The sequence below is a fragment of the Gluconobacter japonicus genome (assembly GCF_002723975.1).
Lineage (GTDB): Bacteria > Pseudomonadota > Alphaproteobacteria > Acetobacterales > Acetobacteraceae > Gluconobacter > Gluconobacter japonicus.
The window spans coordinates 121568-133166 of the sequence record NZ_BEWO01000009.1 but is presented as its reverse complement, the minus strand read 5'-3'; the positions used below and the strand labels follow the sequence as shown (position 1 = coordinate 133166).

The window sequence follows — 11599 nt, the reverse complement described above, 5'->3', positions numbered from 1 at the left end:
TGCTGTGGCGCCTCATGTCGGGCGGGTTATGGCTTGTGACATTACACCGGGCATGTTGCAGGTTGTTCAGGATGAGGCATCCAAGCGTGAGCTCAGCAATATCGAAGTTCGTCAGGCTTCGGCGGAAAATCTGCCGTTCGAAGATTGCGCCTTTGATGCGGTGCTTTGCCGTTTTACGGCTCATCACTGGGATGACTTCGAAGCAGGGTTGCGTGAGGCTCGACGGGTTCTGAAGCCCGGTGGTCTGGCGGTGTTTGTTGATGTGACGGCACCTGAAGACGCTGTTTCTGATAGCTGGCTTCAGACATTGGAACTCATGCGGGATATTTCGCATGTGCGGGATTACTCCATTGGGGAGTGGGTGAGCGCGCTGGGGCGGTCCGGCTTTTTGGTGAAGGGACTGACGCGCAGTCGTTTAAGGATGGCTTTTGAAAGCTGGGTCGCGCGGACACAGACGCCAGCAGAGCGTGTGGACGGCATCCATTCGCTTCAGCGTGGGGCACCGGCCGTGGTCAAGGACAGGCTGGGGCTGGAAGAAGACGGCAGTTTCCTGCTGGACGTGACCGTTTTCACGGTAAGCAGGCCGTAATGGGGTAGGTGTGGCATGTGGGCGGCGCATGGGCTATGCTGTGCGGACTGTATTTTAGCGTGGTGGACCTGTCTTGACCGAGCTGAACGAGCCGACTGATCTTGTACCTTCCGATCGTCTTCCGGTGACGATCGAGGAGGAGATGCGCTCCTCCTATCTGGCCTATGCGATGTCGGTGATCGTCTCGCGCGCCCTGCCGGATGTGCGTGATGGCCTGAAACCTGTCCATCGCCGCATCCTGTATGCGATGCGCGAGAGTGGCTTTACGTCTGACAAGCCATACCGCAAGTCTGCTCGTGCGGTCGGTGACGTGATGGGTAAATACCATCCGCACGGTGACAGTTCGATTTACGATGCCATGGTTCGTATGGCGCAGCATTGGTCGATGCGCGTCAAGCTGATTGATGGTCAGGGTAATTTTGGTTCGGTCGATGGCGATAGCCCGGCTGCCATGCGTTATACTGAAGCCCGTCTGGCCAAGTCTGCGTCGTTTCTGCTGGATGATATCGAGCGCGATACGGTCGATTTCCAGCCGAACTACGACGAAAGCGAACACGAACCGAAGGTTCTGCCGGCGACGTTCCCGAATCTTCTGGTGAATGGCGCTTCGGGTATCGCGGTCGGTATGGCCACGAATATCCCGACGCATAACCCTGGCGAAGTTATTGATGCCACGCTGGCGATGATTGCCAATCCGGCAATCGAGCTGGATGAGCTGATGCAGATCATTCCCGGTCCGGATTTCCCGACTGGCGGCATCATCATGGGCCGAAGCGGCATTCGCAAGGCATTCGAGACGGGGCGTGGGTCTGTACCGGTTCGTGCGCGTGCTGAGATTGAAGAGATCCGCAAGGATCGTCAGGCGATCATCATTACGGAAATCCCGTATCAGGTGAACAAGGCAACGCTTCAGGAGAAGATTGCCGATCTCGTCCGCGCCAAGGAAATCGAAGGCATTTCCGATATCCGCGACGAGAGTGACCGTTCCGGAATGCGCGTTGTCATCGAGCTGAAGCGCGATGCGACACCGGAAGTCGTGCTGAACCAGCTCTATCGTTTCACGCAGCTTCAGACGTCTTTCAGCGTCAATATGTTGGCGCTGGATGAAGGTAAGCCGCGCACGATGGGTCTGAAGGACGTTCTGGAAGCGTTTATCCGCTTCCGTGAAGACGTCATTCTGCGTCGTGCCCGTTTCGATCTGAACAAGGTTCGTGATCGTGGCCATTTGCTGGTCGGTCTTGTTCTGGCCGTTGCCAATATTGATGAAGTCATCGCTCTGATCCGTTCCGCACCGGATGCGGCGACGGCGCGTGAGCTTCTCATGGCGCGTGAGTGGGATGCCAGTGAAGTTGTGCCTCTGCTGGAGCTGATCCAGGACGAAGGCAATATCATCTTTGATGGCAAGGTTCGCCTTACGGAAGCTCAGGCGCGCGGTATTCTGGAGCTGCGTCTGCAGCGCCTGACCGGTCTGGAACGTGAGAAGATCCAGGGTGAACTGAGCGAAGTTGCTGCTAAGATTGGTGAGTTGCTTGAGATCATCGGGAGCCATATCCGCCGCATGGAAGTCATGCGGGATGAGCTTCTGGCGGCTCGTGCAGAAATTGCGACCCCACGGATGTCGGAAATTTCTGATGCGCTGGGCGACCAGTCTGACGAAAGCCTGATCGAGCCGGGTCAGATGGTTGTCACTATCACGCGTGACGGCTTCATCAAGCGGACGCCGCTTGAGATGTTCCGCTCACAGAACCGCGGTGGACGTGGCCGGACGGCTTCCGGCCGTCGTGGTGATGACGTCATTATCCGCAGCTTCAATGCTCATACCCATCAGTGGGTCCTGTTCTTCTCTTCGGGCGGTAAGGCGTATCGCACCAAGGTCTGGCATTTGCCGGAAGCGTCTCCGACGTCCAAGGGCCGCGCGCTGGTCAATCTGCTGCCGGAACTGGGTTCAGACGCCATTACGGCAGTGCTGCCGCTGCCGCAGGATGAGGAGCTGTGGGAAGACCTGCATCTCACTTTTGCAACGGCCAGCGGTAATGTTCGTCGTAACCGTTTGAACGATTTCCGGAATATCCGGGCGTCCGGTCTGATTGCGATGAAGCTGGATGAGGGCGATTCCCTTATCGGTGTGGCGACGTGTCGTGAGGGTCAGGACGTGTTCCTGGCTACGAAGAACGCCCGCTGCATTCGCTTCCAGATCACCGATGACACGCTGCGTGTGTTTGCCGGCCGTGGCAGCTCGGGTGTGCGCGGTATTCGCCTCGGGGATGGGGATGCAGTGATCTCGCTGTGTATCCTCAACCATGTGGATGCCAGCGTTGAAGAGCGTGCTGCGTATCTGCGGATGGCCAATGCGAAGCGTCGTGCCGAGAATGCAGCGCTGACTGAGGGTACCGAAGAAGAGGTAGTGTCCGGTGACGAAGAAGCGGTAGAGGTCGCCGGTGATCTGACGCAGGAGCGTTTCGAGGAGCTGGAGCAGCAGGAAGAAATACTTCTGACTGTAACGGATGGCGGGTTTGGCCGTCGTTCTTCTGCCTATGATTACCGTGTGTCGGGCCGTGGCGGTCAGGGCATCACGAACATGACCTTCTCGGCCAATCGTCGTGGCAAGGAAGTGGTTGGGACCCTTCCGACGCTGGATGGCACGGACGTCATGCTGGTGACGGATACGGGTCGTCTGATCCGTCTGCCGGTGTCTCAGGTGCGTGTCATGGCGCGTCAGGCCAGTGGTGTGACGTTGTTCCGACTGAACGACACCGAGACGGTTATCTGTGTCTTCCCTGTTGTGGAAGATGACGGGGAGGAGGGTGACCTGATCGAAGGGGATGTCGTCGCTACGCAGGAAGGTGCAGCCCCTGTTGAGGGGGCTGCAACGGATGGCGAAGCTCCAGCGGGTGACACTACTCCTGATGCCTGAGGGGCGGACTGATCCACGTGTCGGGTTTTATCCCGGCACGTTTGATCCGGTGACGTTCGGTCATCTGGATATTATTGATCGTACGTCTGCTCTTTTTGATCGCCTGCTGGTTGGTGTGGCGGTCAATGAGGGCAAGCATCCGCTTCTGACGTTGGAAGAGCGTCTGGAGATGATGCGGCATGAGGTATCCAAACTGCCTCATGCTAGCCGGATTGAAGTTCTGGGATTTGATACCCTGCTGGTCGATGCAGTGCGCAAGGCTGGTGCGGGCACGGTTGTGCGTGGTCTTCGCTCAGGGGGGGATTTCGACTTTGAGAGCCAGCTTTCTGGTGCGCTGCGGCGTCTTGCGCCGGAGATCGAGACGGTTTTTCTGCTGTCTGCTGAAGGACATCGCACGACGGCCAGTCGGATCGTGAAAGAAATTGCCCGGCTTAATGGAGATATTTCCTCCTTTGTCAGTGAAGATGTTGCAAGTCTCGTCTTGTCGAAACTGGGTCGAAGGGCGACATAGGAACCTTCATTGATTTCTGGAAGGTTCCAAGATGTCTGAGACCGCAGTACCCGACGGTAACAAGCTGGTTTTTGAACTCAAGAATGGCAAGGTCGTCATTGAGCTGCGCCCTGATCTGGCGCCGCTGGCTGTGGAGCGTCTGAAGCTTCTGGCAAGCGAAGGCTTTTATGATGGTGTGAAGTTCCATCGTGTGATCGAGGGCTTCATGGCTCAGGGTGGCGATCCGACCGGGACAGGCACGAGCGGCAGCAACTATCCGGACCTGAAGGCTGAGTTCACGGATAAGGCGAAGTTTGAGCGTGGTACGCTGGGGATGGCCCGCACGATGGCGCCGCACTCTGCAAACAGCCAGTTCTTCATCATGTTCCAGGACGTTCCGTCCCTGAACGGTCAGTACACGATCGCTGGCAAGGTGATTGAGGGCATGGAATACGTGGATCAGATCAAGCGTGGCGCTGGTTCGTCAGGCATGGTCAAGGATCCGGACACCATTGTTAAGGCCTACGTCGAAGCATAAGTTATGTAGTCTGTCTGTGCGTCTGGTACGTTCAGACAGACTCTTGTCCGCCTTTCGAGGTGCGAAGAACTGTCGCTCCTGCGGCATCATGGGGATAGAGCGTCCCGCACTGGGCAGTGTAACGTTCAGAGAAGGCCTTGCGTTCAAGGCGCTCGCAGTAATCAAGATACTTGATCAGCGCACGTTCCGCGCGTGCAGTGCGGCCGTAGATGCGCTTGTAATGCTTCCAGAGCATCAGGGCATTGACGGACCATGCATCGTAAACGTGTTCGTTCAGACGCTTGCGTATGGAGGGTGGGAGCTGGTCGAAGGCTTCCCAATCGTTTCCCTCAAAGCGCTGCCAGATTTCATGTCTGACCGTACGGTCATTGAATGGCTGTGGGTGAGACTTTGTTCGGATCTTTGCGGTCATATGCTCTTTTCAGGCGATGAAACGACAAGGTACATATATGTTATAACATAACCATAAAATGGAATTGGTGCTCTTTTCCTCTCGCAAGAGGTTGACCTTATGGTGGTTGTAGGGTAGCCATCCGCTCGGATGAACCGGTAGCTCAGTTGGTAGAGCATTCGACTTTTAATCGAATGGTCCTGGGTTCGAGTCCCAGCCGGTTCACCAAACTGCTTATTTTCTGAAATAAAATGATGCCTGAAAAAATCTCCGAGGAGATGTAAGGGCTCTGGGTAAAAGCTGTTTTTAATTGATTTTTTAAAAATCACACAAAGAAATGACTAGGTTTTTATTCCACGACATCAGAATAAGACTGAAATATTGCATATTTAATCCTTGATATTTTTCATAATTATGGAAGATCACTCCCTGAACAGCAGAAAACATTTTTCAAAATTAAAATCTGCATTATGGTAGAAAATTGTCTGTCTCGGGGCATTTCATGACTGTGGTGGTACGTCATTTTAATGCTCAGTGGTTATCTGGTATGTGAGTTGATGGCTGATAATTTTCTGATTCACACCCTTCGGACTGTACATAAAAGTCTTGTTGGAGTCTGCTCCCATACAGGAATGCTTCAAGCCAGTCCTGACATAATACCAATTGTTCTGATCCGTCATTCATCAAGAACTGATCTGGGTTTTTTGATGGGAACAACTGATAGTCCACTACTGTCGTGTGAGAATGATAAAGATTTACGGCGTCCTCTGCTGTCATATCGTGTAGTTCCTGCAAAAAGCGGTAAAATTGCTCTCAGAAATCCTTTGTGGGAGCATTATATTTCAGTTCCCCCCATTCAGCATAATAAGCCCATGGTTTGCGACAGACCCTATGTTGCAGAATGGGAAAGCTTTATTCTTGAGGATGCGCCTTCTGATTTAATATTACCGCTGAAATTGAGAGAGGCTATTCAGGAAGTCGTTTCAGAAGGAATGAATGCTATCTCCTTGAAAAAATGGTGCCTGTCCTCCGATAGCATAAATATGAATAAGTGGTTGGTGGCGTTTTTGCGTTTGCTCACTCGGGATGGAATGGAACATTTTGGTAAATTTTTACTTGAAAATTCTGTTTTAAGAGAGCGGGTTCGTTTGGCTGTTCCTGATGATTACTGGATCAATACAGCTTTGCCGGAACTGGCAAACTGGAAAGAGGATCGCCGCCCTATAAAATCGTTCCGTTTCAGTGTAACGACTGATTTTCTTGGAAGAATTGATTATGGAGAACGCACTGCTCCTCCATTAGGGTTGGCTTTAACCGGGCAGACACGCAGGCTTATTGAGCCTAATAAACGCGCATGTATTCTAGCAACCGCACGCGACGAAGGTATCTATTTGCTGGAATGGGTTGCATGGCATCGTATGATTGGTTTCGATCATATATTCATATGTTCCAATAATAATACTGATGGGTCTAATGAGTTGCTTTCAGCTTTATCTCATCATGGATTCATCACATGGATTGATACCAATCCGCAGTCATATACAAGAATTCAGCGAAAGGCCTATGCAATTGCAGGGTCTGTTATTCCGCAAATTCTTGATTATCGATGGACTTTGGTTATAGATCTGGATGAAATGTTAGCTATAGATCATAATTATTATAAAAATGTTTCGACTTTCTTTGATTTGCAAGAGGCGCGCGGGGCGGATGCTGTGACCTTCTCATGGGCGATGATGGCACCCGATAGTCAACTTCGGCATCATGATGCTCCCATGGCAGCGCGTTTCTTTCGTCGGGAACCGCCTAAAAATGAACTTGTAAAAACGGCTTTTCAAACGCGTTTGGCACCATTTGCTCATGCTCATAATCCGCATTGGGCGTGGCAGCGGTCTTTTCGTACTTTAGATGCTTCAGGGAGTTTGCTTCATACTGAAAAATCGGAAATTCAAGCGCATGGAAGAAAAAGCGAAAATAATGCTTGGATCGCACATTATTTTCATAAATCTTTGGAAGAGTTTGTGTGGAAATGCAGCAGACCGCGGGGCGGTAGTGGCGACCCTCGCTCTGCAAGGCAGTTTACAGCACGGTTTGTAGATGTTTTCACTGAATTTTTCGATGAAGAAAATACGCTTCCTGATCGGCGCCTAGAACCCTTCATGCCGGCTCTTGAAGAAGAAATGAGACGGCTTCGACTTATTTCCGACATCCGGATTGCTGATGAAAATGTACGTAAAAAATTTCGGGATGAGATTTCCGATCTTATGGAGCAGGCGCATGAAAGTGTTATGAATTCACATTATGATAATGTTGTTAAAGAAAAATGGAACAATATTATTATGAAGTACAAGAAAAATTAATATTTTGAACATGTTAATTCAGGATATGGAGGCGAAGAGTTGGGGGCATGATTTGCAACCCACGTTGCGACTTGAGTAATACTCTCTGCCTGTGTATCTGTTTGAGGCATATTGGTATTTTCGGGACCATTGGAATATTGCCCAACAATCCAGTAAGTTGGTAGAGCATGCGCCTTAATTAAATAATTGACCTCTTTCTGCACGCCATCCATAAAATGGAAATCTGGGCCGCCGCCGTGTTTGCCGTGTTGCGTATCAAAAATAGTCATGAAGACTACTGTAGTAAGGTGGTTTTTATTGGCCCATTGAATTTCGCTGGCAATTAATTTTCGAAACATTTCGCTGTGACGTGGGCCATAATAGGCGTCAGTTGAAAAGATATTAGCGGGCGTATCAATGCCAAAGCCCCCTGCTGCGATAGCAATTTTGCGGGAGTTTTTATAATACGGGTCGGTTTCATAGTTGCTTTGTATGTGTTCACCAAGCCCTGGGTTACCGTGGCGATCAGTCTCTGAGGTGTCGGAGACGTGCCCCCGTGATCCATTGGAAATATAGGGTAGGACTAACTTTGCGCCTGTCCTCTGATATGCATCCTTTAGTGCTATTGTCGTATCTTGTACGTCCTGATCAGTGAATTCTGATGACGGATTGTGATAGCTTCCTGGGAACGGAGTGGCTTCATCCGTATAGCTGAGATTAAGCATGACCAGTTGGGGGTGCCATCCTGCAGAAAACCATTTGAATTCTGCTCCCGACTGGCTGTCTGCAAAGGTTCTATAATGCGATGCTTGAAGGTGAGGTGTTAGCGCTGGGGAGACTCCGCCTTCGAATATTCCGCCTCCCGCGCGATTGTTCCATAATGAAATCATCGCTTTCATGACGTTTTTGCCGTCATAGTTAGAGGGTTTTATCCATGCTGGGTTATTGTTGGGCCAGTTTAAAATAGTGCGTGTTGTTCCATCTACTTGATAGAGGCCAATATTTCCTGTTTTGAGTAAATGAGGAAAACGATCGGGCTCTGAGAGTTGATAACCGCCAATAACCGAACTGACAAAAGTTGTTACTGGTCGCTCTGTACAGGAAGCTGCTTTTAGCGGCGTAGGTATCATAATACCCGCGTATAGCAGTGATACCACGCTAACTCGGGCTAAAAGTTGTGAGATATTTTTGTGGGGCAGATCCTGGTGAGCCAAAGGTACTTCCCTGTGCTGTTCAGGTAAGGTTGCATTGATATTATAATAAAAATTATATCCATGTACCGAAGGTAATATTTCAGCACATGGATGTTTTTAAAAATAAATTGAATTATTGTCGCTTTACTTTTTTCATTTCATCACGAAGGCGCATGATCTGTTCGTCGTCACGCCAAGGCGAGCGATAGGCACATTCGCTATGAATTTTTTGAAAAATCTGAGCATTTTCGTCCACGTGCTCCTGAGAAAAATTGGAAACTGAGTCTTTGATCTCAAGACCACCTTGGAGCAGGAAAAAGGACTTGGATGCTCCATCTTCTTTTGTAAGGCCGCCGTACCCCATTCTGATCATGCGCGAAGTGTGTTCAACGTGCTCATGTCCATAGCGGCCAAAACGGGTATCGATATAGCCAACATACGATAGAGCTTCGCGACTGAAACCAGAGCATTGAGCGGTTAGAGCATCGCTGAAATATGGAGCGTGCCAGGACCCATTTCCAATGTTGGTATGTGGGAACCATGGGGGGCAAAAATTCACGTGTCCGAAATTCAGGCACGCCAGGATCCAGTCCACGTTCCAGCCTTTGGCAATAGGCTGTGTATCATCTTCCAAAAGAAGAACGATGTCGCATTTTTCTATTTCATGCAGATGAAAAAGAAGGCGATTTTTATTCCAGGCAATACCTTTATTCTCTGCATTGAGGACGTGAATGCCTTCAATCGCTTCAAGAATTTCGGAAGTATTATCTTTGGATCCATCATTCGCAACGAAGATGATGGGGTCGAATTGCGTTAGTGCTTTGACGCGTTCTACGGTCTCTGCAATGAGATCTGATCTGTTGTAAGTTGGAATTCCAATCCCAAGCTTGAGCTCTCGGAGTGGCTTATTCGCAAGATGTGTCTCTTCAGAATGTTCAAGAGTCAGAAGAGGTATTCTTGATATATGGTCTTCTTTCTCAAAAGATATCTCAATAGCTTTAAGAAGTGTGAGAGACAGATCTTCTGGGAAGGGAAATACGATATTGAAACGGACAGCATTATAACGAGGCTCTGTCGACGCTGCTACGTCCAGGCTGGGTTGTTGCCATTCATCTGCGTGCGGTAAATGCAGAGTTCTGTCGCCGCATATAATTCGGATTGTTTCAAAATCACCACTATCCAGAAACCAGCCAGCGATCGAAATCCGATCATCCGTTGTTCTGATATGATCAATGGCATAGCGTTCTTTGGGTGTTCTTTCGACAAGCCCTGCCGTTGGAGCACTCTGCGTGGATACGGTCATCTACAGCTGGTCTTTCCAGTCATCTGAGGTCTAATTGCCACGGCGCCGAAAAAGTTATCCAGTAAAAATGAACGGCTTCTCTCCGCGCTTGGACGACAAATTGCCTCTTTGATCCTAGGGTGGTCTTGATATGACCGCAAGAGGTTTCCGGGACGACTAACTGACATCTGATGTGACGTTTCAATATGTCTGGCTGTCGAATATTTCGCGCTTTTAGGAGTTCGGAGCGGGAATGGATTGGCGAGGGGTATAGGTTTCGTTCGCCATATGTCATGTCAAAGTGGCGCAACAGATGAGAGTGTGGGAAGGGGAGGTTTATGGTAACGCTTACTCTTTCCCAGAGAACTGCTCTTGATGAGATTATCAAGGCACATGCCGAAGGACGGCCTACACACCTGCTGACGGGGTATGCGGGGAGTGGGAAAACAACGCTAATGCAGGAAGTGGCGCAACATTTTCTGCGAATGAAAGTTGTGACTGTCATTACGGCTCCAACGCACAAGGCAACGGCTGTTCTGCGCTCAAAAGTGCCTCAGGATGTTGAATGTCGGACCATCCAGAGTCATCTGGGTTTACAGCCATCGTTGCAGGGTAGGGGTACGACGCTGATACGTGCGAAACGCCCACAGACGATACCGGATGGTGTAGTTATTATTGATGAGTGTTCCATGATTTCGCGGGAACTCATGGGCTGGATTCGAGATCTTTTGAAGTTCTGTTTCGTGCTGTTTGTGGGAGATCCGGCGCAGCTTCCACCAGTTGGAGAAGAGGCCTCTCCTTCCTTTTCAGTTCCATCCAGATCGCATCTTGAAACGGTTGTTCGGCAGGCGGCAGGCAATCCCATTCTGGAAGCCGCGACTGTCATTCGCCAGAGCCAGGGGGGTTCTGTGGACTGGAGCTGGGTGCAGGACGCGCGCCGCGATTCATCGGGACTGTTTATTCCAAAGGATGTGGAAAGCTGGGTTCGCAAAGCGTTTACGTCCGATGCTTTCGATGCAGATAACGATAGTTTCCGGTATCTTTGCTGGACGAATAGTCGCGTCCATCAGGTTAATCAGATGGTTCGGCAATGGCGGTATGGGGAGCATATCGAAATGCCGTTCATGCCGGGGGAGCGTGCGGTCGCGCGAGCACCTTTCAGCCGACAGAACGAAGACAAAAATCGCCAGCAGATTGCTACTAATGAAGAAGTTCTGGTGATGGATATTCAGGCGTCTCGTCTGTCATATCGGTTTGAAGCCTGCGGGTCTGTAGCAGCCTGGTCTACGGATATTCCGTCCTGGGAACTGACGGTGCTGACGATGTCCGGCGAGGAAATCACGGCCCATCTGGTTCAGGATGAGCGGAAGCTTCAGGCTGTAGAGCGCCGGCTTGTTCAGGAAGCCAAGCAGGAACGCAAGCGGTGGCAGCACCGGTTTGCGTTCCTGAGTGCGCTGCTGAACCTGCAGGCTATTTATGCCATGACCGTGCATACGTCTCAGGGCAGTACGTTCAGGAATGTCTTTGTTGATCTGGGGGATATTCGACGCCGGGCAGGAGGAAACCCTCTTGAAACACAGCAGCTCTGCTATGTGGCACTGACGCGGGCGACGGATATGGTTTTTTTGGTCAATGTCGGAATGTCTTAAGGCATACAGACAGATACGTTTCTGGCTGGTCATTCGGGAAAGAGGAATGAACGATGCGTTTTAAAGTAGGTTTGGCGCTAGCTGCCCTTATGGCGCTTGCGGCCTGTGGCCCTGATTATGGTGGTCAGGGCTCACGGCAGTTCCGGGGGGACGGGTATGGAAATACCGGATCGGGCCGCAGCAGTTTCGGGTATCAGGGCGGCCCAACCTGAAGACA

General features: G+C 50.7%; 10 protein-coding genes and 1 tRNA gene. 8 read left to right on the top strand and 3 right to left on the bottom strand.

Annotated features, from left to right (window positions below):
- From GJA01_RS08375 to GJA01_RS08360, 4 genes are all read left to right on the top strand, one after another.
- On the top strand, window positions 1-589 hold a 589-nt coding region (locus GJA01_RS08375; protein ID WP_099282337.1), incomplete at its 5' end, for a class I SAM-dependent methyltransferase.
- Window positions 590-731: 142 nt separating this feature from the next.
- A complete protein-coding gene (gyrA, locus tag GJA01_RS08370; protein WP_373317477.1) occupies window positions 732-3503 on the top strand; it encodes a DNA gyrase subunit A in 2772 nt (923 codons plus the stop codon).
- Window positions 3496-4014 (top strand): pantetheine-phosphate adenylyltransferase, encoded by a 519-nt coding sequence (gene coaD, locus GJA01_RS08365; RefSeq protein WP_062504559.1) that lies wholly within the window; start codon window positions 3496-3498, stop codon window positions 4012-4014. Before gyrA ends, coaD begins: the two co-directional genes overlap by 8 nt.
- Before the next feature lie 31 nt (window positions 4015-4045).
- The gene (locus tag GJA01_RS08360; protein ID WP_007281791.1) at window positions 4046-4531 is read left to right on the top strand and encodes a peptidylprolyl isomerase; all 486 of its coding nucleotides are present in this window, start codon (window positions 4046-4048) and stop codon (window positions 4529-4531) included.
- A 31-nt stretch (window positions 4532-4562) separates the two neighbouring features.
- On the opposite strand, the gene GJA01_RS08355 is transcribed toward GJA01_RS08360, so the two are convergent.
- Window positions 4563-4943, bottom strand: coding sequence for a DUF6525 family protein (locus GJA01_RS08355; protein WP_062504557.1), 381 nt, complete (start codon window positions 4941-4943; stop codon window positions 4563-4565).
- Window positions 4944-5074: 131 nt separating this feature from the next.
- On the opposite strand from GJA01_RS08355, the gene GJA01_RS08350 reads away from it, so the two are divergent.
- Window positions 5075-5150 (top strand) — tRNA-Lys (locus GJA01_RS08350).
- 329 nt (window positions 5151-5479) lie between these two features.
- A complete protein-coding gene (locus GJA01_RS08345; protein WP_169925629.1) occupies window positions 5480-7279 on the top strand; it encodes a glycosyltransferase family 2 protein in 1800 nt (599 codons plus the stop codon).
- Here GJA01_RS08345 and GJA01_RS08340 read toward each other — a convergent pair.
- Window positions 7276-8472 (bottom strand): hypothetical protein, encoded by a 1197-nt coding sequence (locus GJA01_RS08340; RefSeq protein ID WP_145993785.1) that lies wholly within the window; start codon window positions 8470-8472, stop codon window positions 7276-7278. The genes GJA01_RS08345 and GJA01_RS08340 overlap by 4 nt on opposite strands.
- A 112-nt stretch (window positions 8473-8584) precedes the next feature.
- Window positions 8585-9754, bottom strand: coding sequence for a glycosyltransferase family 2 protein (locus GJA01_RS08335; protein ID WP_061929849.1), 1170 nt, complete (start codon window positions 9752-9754; stop codon window positions 8585-8587).
- 317 nt (window positions 9755-10071) lie between these two features.
- Here GJA01_RS08335 and GJA01_RS08330 point away from each other — a divergent pair, with 317 nt between their 5' ends.
- Window positions 10072-11382: an ATP-dependent DNA helicase gene (locus GJA01_RS08330; RefSeq protein WP_062504553.1), complete on the top strand. Its 1311-nt coding sequence runs from the start codon at window positions 10072-10074 to the stop codon at window positions 11380-11382.
- 53 nt (window positions 11383-11435) lie between these two features.
- Window positions 11436-11594 (top strand): hypothetical protein, encoded by a 159-nt coding sequence (locus tag GJA01_RS15250; protein ID WP_164473959.1) that lies wholly within the window; start codon window positions 11436-11438, stop codon window positions 11592-11594.
- The last annotated feature ends 5 nt before the right edge of the window (window positions 11595-11599 follow it).

Coding starts and splice junctions, on each gene's coding strand:
- GJA01_RS08345 (WP_169925629.1), top strand. CDS start 5,480: ATGGCTGATAATTTTCTGATTCACACCCTTCGGACTGTACATAAAAGT.
- GJA01_RS08330 (WP_062504553.1), top strand. CDS start 10,072: ATGGTAACGCTTACTCTTTCCCAGAGAACTGCTCTTGATGAGATTATC.
- GJA01_RS08355 (WP_062504557.1), bottom strand. CDS start 4,943: ATGACCGCAAAGATCCGAACAAAGTCTCACCCACAGCCATTCAATGAC.
- gyrA (WP_373317477.1), top strand. CDS start 732: ATGCGCTCCTCCTATCTGGCCTATGCGATGTCGGTGATCGTCTCGCGC.
- GJA01_RS08360 (WP_007281791.1), top strand. CDS start 4,046: ATGTCTGAGACCGCAGTACCCGACGGTAACAAGCTGGTTTTTGAACTC.
- GJA01_RS08335 (WP_061929849.1), bottom strand. CDS start 9,754: ATGACCGTATCCACGCAGAGTGCTCCAACGGCAGGGCTTGTCGAAAGA.
- coaD (WP_062504559.1), top strand. CDS start 3,496: ATGCCTGAGGGGCGGACTGATCCACGTGTCGGGTTTTATCCCGGCACG.
- GJA01_RS15250 (WP_164473959.1), top strand. CDS start 11,436: ATGCGTTTTAAAGTAGGTTTGGCGCTAGCTGCCCTTATGGCGCTTGCG.